The organism is Brucella cytisi (genome assembly GCF_038433355.1).
Classification (GTDB): Bacteria; Pseudomonadota; Alphaproteobacteria; order Rhizobiales; family Rhizobiaceae; genus Brucella; species Brucella cytisi.
The window spans coordinates 79,808-97,092 of the sequence record NZ_JBCAUP010000022.1 but is presented as its reverse complement, the minus strand read 5'-3'; the positions used below and the strand labels follow the sequence as shown (position 1 = coordinate 97,092).

Here is a 17,285-nt window from a genome sequence, read left to right as displayed (position 1 = left end):
CGCATTGCCTCACTAGAAATGTTCCCTGATTGTTGGCCGTTGCCTCATCTGATTTGCTCCCAGCATTTGTGGGTGCGGAGCAAATCAGATGAGGCTGATCAGCGTGACGACGAAGAAGGAATTGGTTGCTGCTCTGGCAAAGCGCTATGCGGCCGGAAAGCGGGAGGAAAAATCGCAGATCCTCGATCAGTTCGTATCGATCAGTGGGATGCATCGAAAACACGCGATGCGTTTATTGCGGGGGGCAGATAAGCAACCGCAATCGCGAACGCGGGCGCAGATTTATAACGAGGCGACCCGACAGTCTCTTATTGTTCTGTGGGAAGCCTCTGACCGCATCTGCGGCAAACGATTGAAGCCCTTGCTGCCAATTCTGATCTCGGCGATGGAACAACATGGCCATTTGAAGTTAGACGATCAGGTCCGCACACTTCTGCTACAGATGAGTGCGGCTACCATCGACCGTGCATTGAAAAGCGTGCGAGAAACAGCAGGCGGCCGTCGACGCCGACGTTCCGTTGCTTCATCGGCATTGAAGCGGAGTATCCCAATTCGAAAATTCTCCGACTGGGGTGATCCCGCACCTGGCTTCATCGAGGCCGATCTTGTGTCGCACTCCGGTCCCAACGCACGCGGCAGCTTTATTCATACTCTTGTCCTTACGGATATTGCGACCGGTTGGACCGAGTGCGCGCCTCTGATTGTTCGCGAACAGAAGCTCTTGACGGAAGTTTTGACCGAGCTTCGCCGCATGATGCCGTTCCCGCTGCTTGGCTTTGATACGGATAACGATAGCGTATTCATCAACGAGACCCTCAGGGACTATTGCGTTCATTCAGATATCGAATTCACTCGCTGTCGGCCATATCGCAAAAATGATCAGGCTTATGTGGAGCAGAAAAACGGATCGGTCGTCCGCCGAATTGTTGGCTATCATCGGTATGAGGGTGTTGAAGCTGCAGCAACACTTGCGGAGCTTTATCGTTCGGTACGCTTGTTCGTGAACTTCTTTCAACCGTCGTTTAAATTGCTCGAGAAGCAGCGAAATGGAGCGATGGTCAAGAAGCTCTACTCTTCTCCCGCGACGCCACATCAACGGCTATTGTCGGATGCAAGGACGGCGGTCGAGGTACGCGACCCCTTGGTGCGCATGAGTGAGCAACTCGACCCTGTGATGCTCCTCCGAAACATTCGTGCAGGACAACAGCGGCTTGCCGACATTGCGCATCAGGGAGCACCCTCAAGCGAGGCTCCCGATATCGAGAGCTTTTTGCGAAGCCTGCGTATCGCGTGGACGGAGGGCGAAGTTCGTCCGACCGCGAAAGCAAAGCCAAAACTGAAACGCGAGCGACGGCGGCCTGACCCGCTGGTTAACGTCACGAATGATCTTTACAGTTGGTTTGAAGCTGAGCCATGGAGAACCGGCCGGGAGCTACTGGAGCGACTTCAAAGCATTTATCCCGGCGAGTATCCTGATGCACTAATCCGTACGGTGCAACGACGGGTGAAAGCCTGGCGTCGCGATCGCGCGCATAGAATGATATTCGGAAACGAGTCTGGCGAAGATGAACAACTACCAGCGCTCAGCAGGGCTTAGGGAGCATTCTGGTGAGGCAATATGCTATCCGTTCGGGAGCATTTTTCGATGAGGCAATACGAATCTCACCTAGATTGCCGCTATGCATCATCGAGTAGATCTAGTGACGAATAAGCGCCTCGCGGACCTCGATCCGTTCAAAGACGGTGCCGAAGGTATCCCCACTCGAGTTGCGGCTATTAAAGAGCGGGCATTGATTGACTTGTAGGACGACTGCCTACCTATAAGGCCGCGTGTGTTTGCGAACTTCTTTTAGGTTTTCCGAGAAGTACGCACAAAGAAGTGCGCATTATCAGAAGCTGTATTATGATTGCCACATTGGGATGTGGGCAAGAGCTGGGAACGGCTCTCTTGGCGTACACGCCACTTGTCTCGGTGTTGAATAATGGGTGGCGTGGATTATGCATTCGAAACCGTTAGCCACCTCTGCCGTATAAACAAATTGTTGAAACCATGCTGGCACTGAAGATCATCGTTTTTTTAGCTGCATTTGCCGCCGTTTGCTCATTGGCATTGCATCAATTCATCACCTGGATGAAGGAATATGCGTTCTACAAAAACAATGATTGGGACTTTTCCGTTGATAGCGGACTAGACAGAATTGATGAGCGAATTGCCGCGTATCCTCTTGGTCTCACCAATTGGCAGCGCCTGTATCTTTTCCGCCCTTTCTACATTGCCATGCTCATTTTGGTATTGGTGGTGATGGCGGTTTCGTTATTTAAATAACGTCAGCAGCTAAAAGAGAGAGGCCGAGTAAACTGAGGAGTGTCCGTCGCAGCATGACTGAATCCTTACCGTTTCGGTCAAGTTGCCTTGGTGATGCTAAGGGGCCGAGGAAAAACGAGAAATGATGGCGTATTGGGGAACGATTTTTGCCGCTGCGGTCGCCGCCATAGCGCTCACGATAGTCAGCTATACATCCTTCCCGCTAGGCGTTCTGTTTCCGATAGCTATTCTTGTTATGATCTACATCGAATGGAGAAGCCGCACTCCGAAGCTTTAACCCGGTCGTGCCCAATTACGCCGTATAATGGGCCATCAACATGCAACATGTTGCCACCGCTCTAGCAATCGCTGTTGTCTGCATAGAAGACTTTGGAAGCGATGCTGACGCTAACGCAAAGGCCTTGGAAGCCATTGCTGCGGACATTCAGCAGGGATCGCTCGACGAGCGGCGAGCCGTTGCGGAAGCGCTTAACACGCCGGGGCGACCCGAGTTAATTGATGGCCTTGGCAAAGCATATGGAATAAACAGACCACCAGTCGGCGGGAATCTCTCCGCTTGTCTGCCGGAAGAGACTCGCCGTTCAATCCTTGCAAAATCGGAAAAAATCGAATGTGCTTGAAGTATGCTCTTGTCTTAACTGGCCTACTGACCTTTACCGCAACGGCTGAAGCAGCGTTGGCTCCAAATTATCAACGCGCAAAAGAAATGATGGCAGTAATTGAAGCAGTAGCCGGTGAGATTCCCAGATATCCGGTAACCAAAGTGATCTATCAAAAACCGGGCCAATATCAGGTGATTGCAGGCCCCTGTTCTATCCGAGCTAAAATCGTTACACGCCCTCAGAATCAGATGATGGTCGGACCTAGGCAGTTTGCGGTTAAGCTTTTTCTACAACGATGTGGCAAGTAAGACGTATTAAATGGCCGAGTTTAAATAAAAAGATATCAATTGCTTATGACACTTTACAAAAAAGCCTGGCTATTTCTGATCATGGTGTCTGTTCTCGTACTGACATCCCCTGACTGGACGAGAGGCATCGGTGATGCGATCGGGGTGAGCAACGTTACGATTGGATCAGTCGTTTTAGTCCTCGGCGGCCTTCTGTTCATGTTCGTATTTGTATGCCCCAAATGTTCGTTTTCCCTTTTCAGAAGCGAAGGTTTTTTTGGCCTGTATATTTACCATCCATGGCCCAACAAGGTCTGCTCCAGGTGCGGTCATAATAATTCCGGTGCTGATCGCTAGAATCAGCCCCCCAAAAAACCGTCAACTGAACCAACAAGAAAGCTAAGCCGAAGCCCCAGCCATTAACTCAATTGTGGAGTACTTTCCGCCGCGAAGATCGCTCGCGAGGGTTTGACGTTCGGACACGACTTTTGCGGCAGATATTCCCCCTGAAAAATCGGCACTGGCGATCCTGTCGAAAAAACTTAGGAGTTACGCGACAAACCAGCGGCTAGGCTTGCTGCATATGAGATAATCTTACGAGCAGCCTCGACCGGAGGCATATCGGTGGTGTCAATGTCCAGACGGTGAGGATGACTGACGCGCAATAGTTCCGTTGTCTGGCGTTTACGTGCGGCTGCAACAGCGTCGGTCATTTTAAAACGCTCTGCTCGGTCTGGAGACGCCATACGACAGGAGTGTGCTGTATCCGACGCTGTCAGGATCACTGGCACGAACACACTGCGGCGGGCGATAGCAAGCTGCTCGACTTTTTCATAGGTCGCCCGATCACCTGGATCACTTTCGAGAAGGCAATTTGTCAGAACAAAACTGGCATCCGATGGAGCTAGCTCCTCCATAGCCAACAACGCTTGATCGCGAATGACGCCAATCATATCCCATACGCGTTCAGGCAGTGACGTCCTGCCATCTACCTGAATGAGAGAGAAAATGACATTGTTTGCTAGATGATTGTCGAAAAGTCGTGCGTTTGTGGCATCTACGATAGCACGCGCAACTGTCAGTTTACCAACAGCATAATGACCGATCAGATAGATGATGGTATTCTTCATGCTCTCCTCAGACCAAAAATAGCAGAAACCAGTCATGTGGACACAATTGCTGAAGTGAAACAAGCACACTTGGCAAAATCAACTCAGCTAAGGACGATGCGTAATTCGGAGTGACGAAAATGCTGAGTTGATAAATGGTCGGATACAACAGTGACAGCACACAAGTAACAAGGGGCGAAAGCCCGTTCGTGCATCGCCACGATTTGAAGAGCTGCAAGGATTGGGGATCGTTCAGCTACGGGCCGACCTCTAGCCAGCTCCGGTACATTCTTAATCATGAACAGCACGGCGAGGATGCATTCGCTGGACAACCTAGATAAGCGCCTACTTACGCCCGCGCTGGCTCTCAACGCAGGTCTTTGCATTCTTCCCAGGCGCACATTCGTCTTCTTCTGGCTTTTTCAAGCGGTCCTGCTTCTCTGGCTCAGAATTCAGTGGAACCTGAACCGCATCAGGGTCAGAGGGCGGCAGATTGGGAGAAGGTGGCGGATTGCCTGGCACCTCTGGTTCTTGCGTGCCTGATTGTGTTGGCATACCTGATTCCTGCGCAGCCGCTATATTCGGGGCTATAAATAGTAGCGCAAAAATGACTATACTTTTCATTTTCCTAATCCGAACGTAAATCGTGGAACTGCTTGAGCCCTCGTTCCGCATCTTGCGAAAGAAAAGCCTATTGATCCCCAGAAGAGCCCTGTTCGCCGCTGTTCTGGGAATTACCCCATAATAATAAGGTATTGCGAAGATAAATCCCAAGATCACAGCAACGGCTAAAATCAAGAACAGCATCAACTTACGCAATCACTTCTTCTGTCCAAGACAGACTAAACGAACAGATACCAGTCAGGTTCCGTCCTCTCGACAAACATCTGCGGCGCGCTATCTGCCGAAAACAAAATATTCAGGGGATCACGATGTCCAGTTCGGAAGAGACGGAGCCGACAGCAGATGGGTTGAAGGAACGACTTCCATCGAAGTCAGCCGCCATCCACGAGCTAATCCGGCGTGATGGAGAGAAGGAAATAAACCGCGAAGCAATGGCACTTTTATGGTCTGCTATTGCAGGCGGAATTTCCATGAGTACGTCAATGATCGCTCGCGGCATTCTGGAGACTTACCTTCCAGAAAGCGATCTCTTTTTCCTTGTGAGCTCAGCAGGATACACGGTCGGGTTCATTATCGTCATCATTGCCAATCAACAGCTGTTCACCGAAAATACGATCACTCCTGTTTTACCATTTATGACGGAACCAACTTTATCTCACTTCCTGAAAATGATCAGGCTGTGGGCCATTGTTCTCTTCGGGAACCTGATCGGTGGCGCTATTGCAGCCTTCGTTATGGTTAGTATGCCGATTTTCTCGGACGAAGTAACCAGGACGTTTGTTGACATGGGTAAACATCTCATGGCCAACAGCAGCAATGAGTTGTTCAGCAAGGGAATAATGTCTGGTTGGCTTATCGCCACATTGGTCTGGATGCTACACAGCACGAAACAAGGGCATATAGCGTTAATATTCCTCATCACATACCTCATAGCTATCGGCGATTTAACGCACATCGTAGTGGGTTCAATTGAGGTGCTGTTTTTACTTATGATTGGAGAAGTCACCCCGTTCGACAGCATCTTTAAGTTCGGGTTCCCAACTTTGGTCGGGAACGTCATAGGAGGAACGTTCATCTTTGGGTTAATTTCGCACGCTCAGGTGCGTGCAGACGAATAGCCATGCGATGGAGGAGCGCGCATGCAATCTGTATAATATTTCCGCGACATATGAACCATGCGGCGCCTGAGGAGGAAATTTTCGGAACCGCTGAAACCTGTCCACCCGCAGATGTATGTGAAGGGGGGAAGCAGATAGCTGCGTGACAAGTATCCGCAATCTCACCTCGCCTCACTGGCGGAGACGACAGGGCGCAGAAAGCCAAAGCGTCAATCCGGACCCAAAGACGAAGCGCAGCCGCTTCGCTGGTTCGCTCTCAATGAGGAAAAGCCGCTTTTCGCATTCGCTGACATCTGGTCGGCTTGGAAAGGCTTGATGAAAAAGAAGGAAGGACCGGTCGCGGTCGATATCTTTGGGTTTCTCTCCACAGAAACGAATGCCGTCCTAAAGCCAATTCACCCGCGGGCAATGACCGTCGTTTCCCGCACCACGGAAGAATTACACATTTGTCTACATGCTACATGGGATGGAATGCAGAAGCACCCACCCGATGTTGATTTGATCAATCTAATGCCGGGCAATGGCAATAAGGCGCGAAGGACGCGCAAGCAAGATTGTTTTGAACGGCGCCTCAAAACGCCAGTCACGACGACCTAACTTCGATTCAGATTGAGGGAGACCGCGATGTCTAATCGTTCCAGGGTCCGCCCCCTATGCGTGAGGAGAAGTATCTTGATCGCAATAATGACTGCCACTCTGCAATCTCCGATTGTACCGTGAACCTAGTTGAAGAAACAGAGAAGGCCGGGTGATCCGCCACGGAGGCAGCCAGAGCGATCAAGGACGTGTCTGGCGGCTTGTTCAATGGGTATTTTGGCAAATTCCCCCACGAATTGGGCAAGAGATACGACCGCGCAGCGTTCTGATCGCCAGAACAAGAAAAATATTAATTTTGGCCAAGCCTTGTAAAAAATATCATAGAGGAATATATTACCAAATATCGATTTTGTAATCGAACGACAAGACGCTTATTGCGCCCTGATTTTTCTTTCAATTTCGTAACAATAGCAACGAGTTTATTCGTTGTTTCCCAAACCATGCAAATTGAAAGGAAATCAATATGGCAAATGGAACAGTAAAATTCTTTAATGGCGGCAAAGGATTTGGATTTATCCAACCCGAAGATGGATCTCCAGATGTTTTTGTTCACATTTCCGCAGTTGAACGCGCAGGATTGCATACGCTCAACGAAGGTCAAAGGGTTAGCTTCGAGCTCGTAGCTGATCGCCGTTCTGGCAAGAAAGCCGCTGATAATCTGCAAGCACTTTAGTTTTAGTGTTCAGACATTGCCTTCGATCCCTGACCACGGATGTACTGGCACTGATCGTTGAGGCGATTAAAAGGTCGGGTTTTCCCGGCCTTTTTGTTTTTCGCCCATAAGCGGAGGTCAAAACATCCAAACGGTGTTCTCGCATCGACAGGATAGACCTCAACAATTCCAATTATTTCGGCGGAACCGATGTTACGGCGATCATATGGAAGCTAATCTCGCACCCGTTCAATCCTTCACCGGAAAGTGTGACCTTTCCAGAACAAGAACAATGAAAATGCTTGAAGAAAAATCGACCGAACCAACTAAAGATACGCTCTTCAAAAGACCCTTGTCACGTATGGAAGCGAAAAACGCGATAACCGACAAAACCGCAAAAGCTATTCTCGAGACAGAAAAAGCCGCTGTCGTTGCCAAAACAGAGCGGCTGCGAGCTGCGCGATTGGAACACAACCAACCACCAAAGCCATAGTTAGGAATTTAATGCAGGTACTTGTACGAGACAACAATATTGATCAAGCGCTGCGCGTGCTCAAAAAGAAAATGCAGCGAGAAGGCATTTTCCGTGAACTTCGAGAGCGCAGAGCATACGAAAAGCCATCCGAAAAACGCACTCGCGAAAAAGGAGAGGCTATTCGACGAGCACGTAAGGATGCGAAAAAGAGGGCACAAAGGGAAGGCTTGTTACCCAAGCCCAAGCGCAAGGCACCGACCACGCCCCGGCGAAGCCAAACAGCTTCTAATTAGACCCTGCTGATCAATAAACACCGGCTTAGAAACGCGTGGCTATGATTTGATCGATTGTACGGTTAATGGCATACAGAGGGGTGATAAGAGAACTGTTCCCGAAGAATGACCTGCCCCCCGGCGAAACAATTAACTCTTGTAAGAGTTTTACTAGTGCAAGAACACAACTTCGCGCCTGCAAACCCCAACCAGCACCTGAACCACTACTGGCGTCGCCCTGCCGTGCTCATCCCCGGCCGGGCATTTTCTTATTATCCGATGGGTTGTACGAAGTTCAGCGGATAAGCGCGAGGCAAGGACATGCACCTCATTTGCCGCGCGCGGGCCCGACGCTCGTAGAGAGCGTCTGGGATATGTTATGAATGGAAACATCAAACGGGGCGGAACAATGGAGCGCTCACATATTGACGATGCGACCCGTCCAATGAGATGCAGGAGCCGTTCAGTGCACGATGCGTTCAGCGTGCAGTACCGGGACTTCGAAAGAAGCAGATCGCATCCGTCCCAGCAAATATTCAGTAAAGCTAGGCCGGAGTCACGTGCCACCATACATCAAAGTATTTCGAGGACAGTACCGGTTGAATGGCGATCACGACCACTTACGAAATAAACCCCGCAGCGGGGACTACATTTTTTAATCTGCACCAACACGGCTCGCACTTGGTCGAGAAGTTTATTCGTCGCCTACAGTCCTTCTCGGGTTTCGTTCTGCATTTCGTCCTTGTACTCGCGTAACTGCTTTACGCGATCGTCAATATCCACACGACACACATCTCCGCCCCGAACAAGTCCACACGGTCGTGCAACTGATCGCCGCTGTCTTTCCGGGCTTGGCTAGTGGCCAAAATGAAGCAATCAGCACACCGCTAAAGAACGCAATCAGTGTGATTGCTGACGGCGGCTTAGAATTGACATCAAAAGCTGTTCACCCCCTATATTTGGCACAGCTCCAGTCAAAGGACCTTTGATACCTACGGTCGCCTATTTCCTTCGCTGAATGAGGGAGCAGAGTTGGCGGTGACAGAACAAGCGCTGCTCGCTATCGACGCGGCATGCAACTAGATTCAACAATGATATCAATGCCAGATGAAACACCCTGACTCCGTAAGTCTTGGTTCGATCCTGCCCACAATCTAAAATTTTTTAAATTAATTCCGTATCTTAAATCTAAATCAGGATACTTTTTGGCTTTTTCCATGTCGCGTTTAGCGGCAACCAGCTTTCAGTTCCGAGCTTATAATATCATAAACGGCTTTAAGGGCTCGCAGAACGGGACATGTACCGGATCGAACATTACAAAAAGTTCAGGCTCCACTCTTGAACTCGGCAAAAACATACACATTTGAAGAAATGCAGCGCCGGGCCCCTCTGGTCATGGCTACCGCTATGGCGATGTCGGGGCTGCTCCACTTGTTCAAATGGAGATGGTCCGGCGATGGATTCGCTTTTTGTAGCCCTTTCGGGCGATTTTCTTGGCACACCTGTATATTTCTGGGCAGCATTTATTGTCGTTGTCGTCGGTTTACTTGTCTTCGACCTCGGCATTCTCCATCGTGACGAACACGAGATCGAAGCCAAGGAAAGCCTCCTGCTCTATGGTTTTTATGTCTTGATCGCCTTGGCGTTCGGTGGTTGGGTTTGGTGGCAACGCGGCGCAGAATCCGGTCTGGAATTTTATACCGGTTATCTCATTGAGCAGAGCCTGGCGATGGACAACATGTTTGTTATCGCAACGATCTTCGGCTTTCTTGGCATTCCCCGTCTTTACCAGCACCGTGTTTTGTTCTGGGGCATTCTGGGCGTTATTGCCTTCCGGGCAATCCTGATTGGACTCGGTGCCGCCCTTGTGCACGAGTTCAACTGGATCCTGTTCCTCTTTGGCGCTTTTCTCGTTTTCACCGGCTTCAAGATGTTCGGCCATCAGGACGAAACGCCCGACATCGAGCAGAACGCTGTCTTCAAGTTCCTTCGTCGCCGGTTCAATATCACCCGCGAATTGCATGGTCGCAACTTCACGGTCAAACAGCCACATCCCAAAACCGGCAAGATGGTCACCTGGCTGACCCCTCTGGCGGTTGCGCTCATCATGGTGGAAACTGTCGATCTGATCTTTGCAGTCGACTCTGTCCCCGCCGTCTTCGCAGTCACTCAGGACACGTTTATCGTCTACACTTCGAACATCTTTGCCGTTCTGGGCTTGCGGGCGCTCTATTTCGCGCTGGCTGCGGCGATGAACCGGTTCCGCTATCTACAGGTTTCGCTTGCTATTATTCTCGTGCTGATCGGCATCAAGATTTTCCTCGTACCGCTGGGCGTTCACATCAACACGCTGCTGTCGCTTGTCGTAACGCTGGCTATCCTCGCAAGCGGTGTGCTTTATTCGCTGTATAAAACCCGTAACGAACCGGACATGTGCGTCGAGGACCTCGCCAAGCAGCAACATACAGAGAACTGATTGAAAGCAGTTTTGATAACAAAGGGTCGGCCATATGTGCCGACCTTTTTCATCTGATCGCAGTGTGATTTACTGAATACACTTTCTTCGCATACTAGGTCATATCGAGCCGAAAACACCATCCCTTTGGTGAAGCTGCATCTCAACTCACAGGTGATATACTAAGTTTCAATGGGCGATCATTCGAGAGCAATTCGCGGAAGGCGAAGTTGAATTCTTTATTGCTTGGCGCACTGGTGTTCTTCATCCTGATATTGGCGACTATGCTTGGCATGTTCGCTCGATCGCGCTTGCCCGAGCATCATCTCAACTCTGAGTCCAAGGATGTCATACGCCTTGCCACCGCTGTTGTCGGAACACTTTCCGCTCTCGCTCTCGGACTTCTGATTGCTTCGGCAAAATCCGATTATGACAATGCGCAAGCCGAGATGAAGACATCAGCAGCCCGTATTGTTCTCCTGGACCGGATCATGGCCCGCTATGGTCTTGAAACGGAGCGTCCACGTGCCGTACTCAAGCAAATAATCCAGAAACGTCTCGATCGGGCATGGAATGCCGAGCGAGCCGATGAACTGTCTAATGGAGCTTTGCCGGAGTTCAAGGATATTGAGGATATTCAGGACAGTCTGCGCGCTTTGAACCCGAAGGACGCCGCGCAAGGCTCTCTCCAAACACGCGCGCTTGAAGTCAGCGGCATGATTGCAGAAGGTCACTGGCAATTGGTGGAAACGACAGATGAAGGGCTGCCTGTCCCATTTCTCATCGTGCTGATTTCATGGCTGGCACTTTTATTCGCAACTTTTGGTCTACAGGCCCCGCTAAACAGCACTGTCATACTGATAATAATCGTATGCTCATTGTCCGTTGCCGGCGCGATTTTCGTGATTTCGGATATGGCGAGCCCCTATGCCGGACTGATCCACATTTCCGAAACTCCACTTCGCACCGCACTGGATCGTCTCGGCGCACCATAATGAATTGTGTGCTCTACAACGCCACGAAGTGCTGCGGCGAAACCTCTCGATATTCGCGCAAAGGCACAACGAAATCCGCAGGACGGATTGGGCTCTTGAGTTCTCCCGTTTCGCTTGAAAGCTTCACCCGGCGTCGGTCAGGATCAGGAACCGGAACAGCCGCCATCAGCTTGCGTGTATAATCATGTTGAGGGTTCTCAAATACCGCCGATCTCGGTCCGATTTCTACGATCTCGCCCAGATACATGACGGCCACACGATGGCTTACACGCTCAACGACGGCCATATCGTGTGAAATGAACAGAAACGCCAGATCGAGACTTTGTTGAAGATCGAGCATGAGATTGATGACCTGCGCCTTGATCGAGACGTCGAGCGCCGACACACTCTCATCTGCCACGATGACTTTAGGTTTCAAGGCAAGCGCGCGGGCGATACAGATACGCTGCCTTTGCCCGCCAGAGAATTCATGCGGATAGCGCTTTGCCATATCAGGCGTGAGGCCAACTTTCTCCAGCATGTCTGCAACAACATCCTTCGCGTCCCGCGCACTCCCCAGCCGGTGTTCAATGTAGGGTTCCGCAATCGCGGCACCCACTGTCATGCGCGGATTCAACGATGCATAGGGATCCTGAAAGATCATCTGAACCGACCGTCGCATCTCGCGCATAGCCTGTTTGTCGAGGGACAGAATGTTTCGGCCTTCAACCAGAACTTCACCGGAATCCGGTTCGCTCAGCCGCATGATGGCACGGCCGGTCGTCGATTTCCCACACCCACTCTCACCAACCAGCGAAAGGGTTTCGCCCTTGCGAAGATCGAAGGACACGTTTTCCACGGCATGAACACGCCCGCTCAAGCGAGACATAAAGCCCGAATAAATCTCGAAGCGCTTGGTAAGGCCTTTCACTTCCAACACGGGTACATCGATCTTGTCGACCGTATCCGCCACCTCAACCGGCTTTTCCGAAAGGCCCGTCGCATTGTCTACTATCGGAAACCGGAGAGGGCGTTGATAGCCCTGCATTGAACCCAGCACAGGAACCGCCGACAAAAGTGCTCGCGTATAGGGATGCTGGCTCTGCCGGAAAATATCGGCGGTCTGCCCTGTCTCGACCTGCTTTCCCCGAAACATGACGACTGTACGGTCGGATATTTCGGCCACGACGCCCATGTCATGTGTGATGAAAAGAACAGACGTGCCCTCTTCTTCCTGCAAAGTTTTGATCAGATCGAGTATCTGGCCCTGAATGGTTACATCCAACGCTGTCGTCGGTTCGTCGGCGATCAGCAGTTTAGGTCTCGACGCCAGAGCCATTGCAATCATGACACGCTGACGCATACCGCCCGAAAAGCGATGCGGATATTCATCGAAGCGGGATGCTGCGGACGGAATGCGGACCTTTTCAAGCAAGCGGATCGTTTCAGCCCGCGCATCTGCTTTCGACATTTGCGAATGGCAAAGCAACGCTTCCGAAATCTGGTCCCCGATTGTGAAGAGCGGATTGAGGCTGGTCATCGGTTCCTGAAAGATCATGGCGATTTCGTTGCCACGTATCCGGCGCATGCCCTCTTCCGGGAGCGTCAGAAGCTCCTGATCCCCCAACCTGATACTGCCCGCGATGCGGCTCGTGTCCTTTTGCAGAAGGCGCATGATCGACAGCGAGGTGACACTCTTGCCTGAGCCGGATTCCCCGACTATTGCCACGGTTTCCCCAGGGTGGACATCGAATGAAACGCCATCGACAACCGGCTTCCAGGCACCATCGACCAGAAAGGAGGTGGTCAGTCCTTGAACGGATAAAACAGGTTCGTGTTTTCCAACCGTCGCAATTTTCTCAGACATCATGATGTTCCTCCGCTTTACTCAGTCTCTGCCGATCATCAATCCGGCCAACGCAGCAGCCCGTCAAAGCGATGTCTGCTGCGGTCCTCAAAGGGAGTGGCGATAATCTCGTTCGATGTCCGGGCTTTATCGAGTTCTTCACCCAAACGCTGTGCAACGACGGTCTCCTGACCGGGATGAAGATTGCAGGGATCGAGATAGAAATAGTTGTGCTCTACCTCATGGTCACGAGTGATGATCGGCGGATTCCCTCGCGCAAGAGCGGTTACCAAATCCCAGGCCGTGATGTGAGCGTCAGCAGCCGATACAATCACTCGCAGGCGGTCGAGCGGATTGTTGGTCGGATCCGGTTCGATGAGAGCCGCGATACCGGGACGGCCATCCAGCGTCTTCTTCCACAGTTCCAGGTACCCGGTCTCCCTCTCGCGAATTCCGGCATGGTCACGCTGTTCCCACGCTTCCAATGCAGCCATGGCGCCGTAAATGCTCTCTTTGCCAACTTTCATGCCGCGCCCGATGCCGAGATTTTGCAGGAAAGCATTGCGGACGAGCTCCTTCTTGCCTGCAACAATGCCGGAGGTCGGACCGCCCAGAAACTTGTGTCCCGAATAGATTGCAATGTCGGCGCCCTTTTCCAGAAACAACTTCAAGTCGTATTCAGAGGCAGCGTCAACTATCACGGGTACGCCCTTGGCATGTGCGATTTCGACAAACTCGCTGAGATGTAGAAGGCCGTAGTCCACGACATGATGCGATACGACATAAACCGCCGCAGCCGTCTTTTCGGTAATCGCATTTTCCATATGATAGCGATGAGTTGACGTTGCCTGTCCGATGAGGACGACCTTGCCTCCCGCAAGCCGGATTGCCTGATCGACCGGAGCGCCGTAGCTGACCACGTGACCGGTCTGCACCAGAACTTCATACTTTTCCGGCGTAGTGTCCGGCAGTCTTTCGATTGCAAGAAGGTTGTTGTCCGTCATTGCACCGGCAACAGCAAGCGTAATGCCCGATGAGCAGGACGCCGTGACGAAGCCAGCCTCGCCGCCTGTCAATCGCGCAATAACTTCACTTGCCTTGCGCTGGAGATCATTGACCTCGACGAATTGCGGCAGGATGGCCGCCATTGCCTCTACTGCCTCAGGCACAACGATAGATGCGCCGAGCGATGTCATCGTACCGGAAACATTGATGACCGGTCGAAGCCCGATCTTGCGGCGGATATCATCGGTCATTTCAATTCTCCCATTTCTTTTGCTGTCTCAGGCATCGACATTTATGCCATAATAATGTAATAACTTCTCGAATTCTACACGGAGCACTTGATTGAAAGTATCGTCAGCCGCCATTCCTGCCGAAACGTCACCTGCGGACGACACAGAAACAAAGTCGACACGCCGCTCGCGTGTGAGCGGCATAGACCGTGCGTTGCAGGTGATTGATTATCTTTATGAAACCGGTGCTCCAGCCGGTCCTTATGCGATTGCAAAAGCGATCAAGGCGCCGTTGTCGACGGTCTATGTGACCATCGATGATCTCGTTGAAAAGAATATGCTCGCCCGCAATGCGGATGGCGCAATCTGGCTCGGTGCGCGGCTCTATCACTATGGTCTTGCCTATGCGCGCTCGCTTGATTTCATGAGCGTCGCCACGCACGAAATGCATGATCTCTGCCGCGAAGCGAACGAAGCGGTGCAGTTGTGCGGCCGAGACGGAGATCATATGCTCGTTCTGGCCATGGCGGACGGACCAAGCCCGTTTCAGGTTGCCTCGCGTGTCGGCACAAGAGTACCCTTGAACTGGACCGCGTCCGGACGCTTGCTGGTCGGTCATTTGGCTGCGAATGAACGGATCGAGCTTTTCAAGCGTTGCGCCCGGACTTCTCCCACTGGTCGGGCCGAGATCGACGCCACAAGTCTTTCGGAGGCTGCGGCGAAAGCCTTTGATGAGCGACTCTCGATCCAGATTGCGGAATCCGATTACGCGGTTGCCTGTATTGCTTCCCCGATCTGCGATCGCGATGGACAATGCGTTGCAACGATCTCCATCGTGCTCCCGGAGCAGAAAGTGCTTTCCGACGAAGGCCGCTACACCAGTCAGGTGCGCGCTTCGGCAGCAAAGATCGAAAAGCTGATGGGCTGGCGCAATCATTGACGCTGTCCTAGTCGTTCAGGGCGACGATCGCTTCGATTTCAACCGTGATATTGCCCGGCAAGGAACCGAAGCCGACGGCTGAACGCGCATGTTGGCCGGCAGCGCCAAATACTTCGATGAAAAGATCCGAGCAGCCATTGATGACGTTGGGGTGCAGTTCGAAATCTGGCACGGCATTGACCATACCCAATAGCTTCACGACACGCTTTACACGGGAAAGGTCGCCAAGTGCCTCGTGCATGACGGCCAGCAAATTGATACCCGTCAGACGGGCATCCTGATAAGCCTGATCCACGCCAATGTCGCCACCAACTTTTCCCGCGCGCAAATGTCCGCTCTCTTCCCGCGGCCCCTGCCCGGAAAGATAGAGGATATTGCCTTCCCGAACATGCGTGACAAAATTCGCGATAGGCGGCGGCGGCGGCGGCAAAGTTATGCCAAGTGAAGCCAGCCTGTCATAGGGGGAATGCTGTACTTCGGTTGTTTGGGGAGAATGAGACACGAATTTTCCTCATTATTTCGTCACGGGACGTTCCCGCAAATTCAATGCTGCGCCGACAGTTTCAGCGCCACGAATAGCCATGGCTATGGCGAACGAGTTTGCGCGCACGTGGTATGTAGCGGCTGGCCGTAATGGCCTCGGCACCGATGACTGCGTAGCGGGGTTCAAACAGCCTGTTCAGACGAGACACATCACCATTGGAATCCGTCGCTTCCAAGTCCGCATCAACCAGATCAAAGATCGTGAAATCAGCACGCTGGCCAACCGCCAGTCGATTTTCCATCGAGAGATTGATCACCGACGCCGGATTATGCGTGACGGCTTCAATGACATTTTCAAACGACATGTTGGCCGACAGTAGTTTGGACATGGTTGTCGCCAGATCCCAGACGGGGAAGTTCATCGAATGGCCGTGTAGGTCCGTCGAGATTGAAAATGGAAGGAGACCCCGTTCAATTGCCGCTTCAGCGACCTTGAACGAGAAGGATGCCCCGCCATGGCCGATGTCCAGCCGGATGCCCTCGCCTGCGCAGCGTTCCGCGAGATTGAACAGATCTTCGTCTTCCATGATGCTGGAGCCGGATTTGCCGTTGAAGCAATGCGTGACCACATCGCCGGGGCCGAGGATTTCCAGAACTTCGTCGTAGAGCGCAGGCGGCTCGCCCACATGCACCATCATGGGCACTTTGAGTATCTTGGCTATCTTCTTGCCAAGCTTGACCGGCGTAACGCCCCATGATCCGGTTATGACGTGGCTGGCTCGGACCTTGATCCCGACAATATGCTCGCTGTTGGCCGCGTAGCATTCGAGAATACGATCAAGATCAATATCCTTGATATCCCGCAATTCCGGAACCCGGTTGCAGGCGACAAGACCGATGGAACCGAGGTTGAGGAACGCCTTGATCCGCTCCTTGGCCGGTTCGATGATATATTCCCGGAATCCATGGAAATTGGCCTCCCCCGCTGAACCGGCATCGACGAGCGTCGTCACTCCTCGTTCAGCGCCGCACTCCGAAGGGCGTATCGAAATATCCGTACCGCCATGCCAGATGTGGACATGCAGGTCGACCCAACCCGGCGAGATCCAGGCTCCTTTGCTATCGACACGCTCCACATCGGCTGGTGCGTTCAACGACTTGCCAATGGCACTTATATTGCCGTCTTTCCCGACCAGAATATCGGTCACCGTATCGGAATGTTCTGCACCGAAAGCTACCGGTTTGACATTGGTGATAAGAAGCGGCTTCGCCTGTTCACCGGAAATCATA

19 protein-coding genes are annotated in these 17,285 nt (G+C 52.0%); 13 read left to right on the top strand and 6 right to left on the bottom strand.

The window, feature by feature from the left end:
• The first annotated feature begins 88 nt into the window (after positions 1–88).
• The 5 genes from AAE521_RS19600 (at position 89) to AAE521_RS19580 (ending at position 3,236) form a co-directional block, all read left to right on the top strand.
• Positions 89–1,597: an integrase catalytic domain-containing protein gene (locus AAE521_RS19600; RefSeq protein ID WP_342062163.1), complete on the top strand. Its 1,509-nt coding sequence runs from the start codon at positions 89–91 to the stop codon at positions 1,595–1,597.
• A gap of 453 nt (positions 1,598–2,050) precedes the next feature.
• On the top strand, positions 2,051–2,326 hold the full coding sequence (locus AAE521_RS19595) for a hypothetical protein (protein WP_071630491.1): 276 nt from the start codon (positions 2,051–2,053) through the stop codon (positions 2,324–2,326).
• Positions 2,327–2,447: 121 nt separating this feature from the next.
• Complete coding sequence (locus tag AAE521_RS19590) at positions 2,448–2,603, top strand: hypothetical protein (RefSeq protein WP_167375503.1); 156 nt, start codon at positions 2,448–2,450, stop codon at positions 2,601–2,603.
• A 40-nt stretch (positions 2,604–2,643) separates the two neighbouring features.
• Positions 2,644–2,946 carry a hypothetical protein gene (locus tag AAE521_RS19585; RefSeq protein ID WP_071630490.1) on the top strand — a complete coding sequence of 101 codons (303 nt, stop codon included), beginning with the start codon at positions 2,644–2,646 and terminating at the stop codon, positions 2,944–2,946.
• Positions 2,937–3,236 (top strand): hypothetical protein, encoded by a 300-nt coding sequence (locus AAE521_RS19580; RefSeq protein ID WP_071630489.1) that lies wholly within the window; start codon positions 2,937–2,939, stop codon positions 3,234–3,236. Before AAE521_RS19585 ends, AAE521_RS19580 begins: the two co-directional genes overlap by 10 nt.
• Before the next feature lie 521 nt (positions 3,237–3,757).
• Here the strand turns inward: AAE521_RS19580 and AAE521_RS19575 are convergent.
• Together AAE521_RS19575 and AAE521_RS19570 are read right to left on the bottom strand one after the other, a co-directional pair.
• A complete protein-coding gene (locus AAE521_RS19575; protein WP_342062195.1) occupies positions 3,758–4,345 on the bottom strand; it encodes a hypothetical protein in 588 nt (195 codons plus the stop codon).
• Between the two features lie 324 nt (positions 4,346–4,669).
• Positions 4,670–5,143 (bottom strand): hypothetical protein, encoded by a 474-nt coding sequence (locus tag AAE521_RS19570; RefSeq protein ID WP_235817413.1) that lies wholly within the window; start codon positions 5,141–5,143, stop codon positions 4,670–4,672.
• A 113-nt stretch (positions 5,144–5,256) separates the two neighbouring features.
• Here AAE521_RS19570 and AAE521_RS19565 point away from each other — a divergent pair, with 113 nt between their 5' ends.
• The 7 genes from AAE521_RS19565 (at position 5,257) to AAE521_RS19535 (ending at position 11,512) form a co-directional block, all read left to right on the top strand.
• A complete protein-coding gene (locus AAE521_RS19565; RefSeq protein WP_342062194.1) occupies positions 5,257–6,066 on the top strand; it encodes a formate/nitrite transporter family protein in 810 nt (269 codons plus the stop codon).
• A gap of 315 nt (positions 6,067–6,381) precedes the next feature.
• Positions 6,382–6,663 carry a hypothetical protein gene (locus AAE521_RS19560; protein WP_342062193.1) on the top strand — a complete coding sequence of 94 codons (282 nt, stop codon included), beginning with the start codon at positions 6,382–6,384 and terminating at the stop codon, positions 6,661–6,663.
• Between the two features lie 463 nt (positions 6,664–7,126).
• Positions 7,127–7,336, top strand: coding sequence for a cold-shock protein (locus AAE521_RS19555; RefSeq protein ID WP_071630484.1), 210 nt, complete (start codon positions 7,127–7,129; stop codon positions 7,334–7,336).
• Between the two features lie 277 nt (positions 7,337–7,613).
• Positions 7,614–7,808, top strand: a complete 195-nt coding sequence (locus tag AAE521_RS19550; protein ID WP_342062197.1) for a hypothetical protein — start codon at positions 7,614–7,616, stop codon at positions 7,806–7,808.
• Between the two features lie 11 nt (positions 7,809–7,819).
• Positions 7,820–8,083 carry a 30S ribosomal protein S21 gene (gene rpsU / locus AAE521_RS19545; protein WP_342062192.1) on the top strand — a complete coding sequence of 88 codons (264 nt, stop codon included), beginning with the start codon at positions 7,820–7,822 and terminating at the stop codon, positions 8,081–8,083.
• 1,435 nt (positions 8,084–9,518) lie between these two features.
• A complete protein-coding gene (locus AAE521_RS19540) occupies positions 9,519–10,538 on the top strand; it encodes a TerC family protein (protein WP_342062191.1) in 1,020 nt (339 codons plus the stop codon).
• A gap of 209 nt (positions 10,539–10,747) precedes the next feature.
• Complete coding sequence (locus tag AAE521_RS19535) at positions 10,748–11,512, top strand: bestrophin-like domain (RefSeq protein WP_342062190.1); 765 nt, start codon at positions 10,748–10,750, stop codon at positions 11,510–11,512.
• Between the two features lie 13 nt (positions 11,513–11,525).
• Here the strand turns inward: AAE521_RS19535 and AAE521_RS19530 are convergent, their stop codons facing one another.
• Together AAE521_RS19530 and AAE521_RS19525 are read right to left on the bottom strand one after the other, a co-directional pair.
• The gene (locus tag AAE521_RS19530; protein WP_342062189.1) at positions 11,526–13,361 is read right to left on the bottom strand and encodes an ABC transporter ATP-binding protein; all 1,836 of its coding nucleotides are present in this window, start codon (positions 13,359–13,361) and stop codon (positions 11,526–11,528) included.
• A gap of 35 nt (positions 13,362–13,396) precedes the next feature.
• Positions 13,397–14,593: an aminotransferase class V-fold PLP-dependent enzyme gene (locus tag AAE521_RS19525; protein WP_071630479.1), complete on the bottom strand. Its 1,197-nt coding sequence runs from the start codon at positions 14,591–14,593 to the stop codon at positions 13,397–13,399.
• Between the two features lie 91 nt (positions 14,594–14,684).
• Here AAE521_RS19525 and AAE521_RS19520 point away from each other — a divergent pair, with 91 nt between their 5' ends.
• Positions 14,685–15,512: an IclR family transcriptional regulator gene (locus AAE521_RS19520; RefSeq protein ID WP_071630478.1), complete on the top strand. Its 828-nt coding sequence runs from the start codon at positions 14,685–14,687 to the stop codon at positions 15,510–15,512.
• A 7-nt stretch (positions 15,513–15,519) separates the two neighbouring features.
• Here the strand turns inward: AAE521_RS19520 and AAE521_RS19515 are convergent, their stop codons facing one another.
• Both AAE521_RS19515 and AAE521_RS19510 read right to left on the bottom strand, forming a co-directional pair.
• Positions 15,520–16,014: a RidA family protein gene (locus AAE521_RS19515; RefSeq protein ID WP_036577528.1), complete on the bottom strand. Its 495-nt coding sequence runs from the start codon at positions 16,012–16,014 to the stop codon at positions 15,520–15,522.
• A gap of 61 nt (positions 16,015–16,075) precedes the next feature.
• Positions 16,076–17,284 carry an amidohydrolase/deacetylase family metallohydrolase gene (locus AAE521_RS19510; RefSeq protein ID WP_071630477.1) on the bottom strand — a complete coding sequence of 403 codons (1,209 nt, stop codon included), beginning with the start codon at positions 17,282–17,284 and terminating at the stop codon, positions 16,076–16,078.
• Position 17,285: the final 1 nt, after the last annotated feature.

What these genes read in the sequence shown, in the direction of transcription:
- AAE521_RS19600 (WP_342062163.1), top strand. Translation starts at nt 89, where the DNA reads ATGAGGCTGATCAGCGTGACGACGAAGAAGGAATTGGTTGCTGCTCTG.
- AAE521_RS19595 (WP_071630491.1), top strand. Translation starts at nt 2,051, where the DNA reads ATGCTGGCACTGAAGATCATCGTTTTTTTAGCTGCATTTGCCGCCGTT.
- AAE521_RS19590 (WP_167375503.1), top strand. Translation starts at nt 2,448, where the DNA reads ATGATGGCGTATTGGGGAACGATTTTTGCCGCTGCGGTCGCCGCCATA.
- AAE521_RS19585 (WP_071630490.1), top strand. Translation starts at nt 2,644, where the DNA reads ATGCAACATGTTGCCACCGCTCTAGCAATCGCTGTTGTCTGCATAGAA.
- AAE521_RS19580 (WP_071630489.1), top strand. Translation starts at nt 2,937, where the DNA reads ATGTGCTTGAAGTATGCTCTTGTCTTAACTGGCCTACTGACCTTTACC.
- AAE521_RS19575 (WP_342062195.1), bottom strand. Translation starts at nt 4,345, where the DNA reads ATGAAGAATACCATCATCTATCTGATCGGTCATTATGCTGTTGGTAAA.
- AAE521_RS19565 (WP_342062194.1), top strand. Translation starts at nt 5,257, where the DNA reads ATGTCCAGTTCGGAAGAGACGGAGCCGACAGCAGATGGGTTGAAGGAA.
- AAE521_RS19560 (WP_342062193.1), top strand. Translation starts at nt 6,382, where the DNA reads ATGAAAAAGAAGGAAGGACCGGTCGCGGTCGATATCTTTGGGTTTCTC.
- AAE521_RS19555 (WP_071630484.1), top strand. Translation starts at nt 7,127, where the DNA reads ATGGCAAATGGAACAGTAAAATTCTTTAATGGCGGCAAAGGATTTGGA.
- AAE521_RS19550 (WP_342062197.1), top strand. Translation starts at nt 7,614, where the DNA reads ATGCTTGAAGAAAAATCGACCGAACCAACTAAAGATACGCTCTTCAAA.
- rpsU (WP_342062192.1), top strand. Translation starts at nt 7,820, where the DNA reads ATGCAGGTACTTGTACGAGACAACAATATTGATCAAGCGCTGCGCGTG.
- AAE521_RS19540 (WP_342062191.1), top strand. Translation starts at nt 9,519, where the DNA reads ATGGATTCGCTTTTTGTAGCCCTTTCGGGCGATTTTCTTGGCACACCT.
- AAE521_RS19530 (WP_342062189.1), bottom strand. Translation starts at nt 13,361, where the DNA reads ATGATGTCTGAGAAAATTGCGACGGTTGGAAAACACGAACCTGTTTTA.
- AAE521_RS19525 (WP_071630479.1), bottom strand. Translation starts at nt 14,593, where the DNA reads ATGACCGATGATATCCGCCGCAAGATCGGGCTTCGACCGGTCATCAAT.
- AAE521_RS19510 (WP_071630477.1), bottom strand. Translation starts at nt 17,284, where the DNA reads ATGATTTCCGGTGAACAGGCGAAGCCGCTTCTTATCACCAATGTCAAA.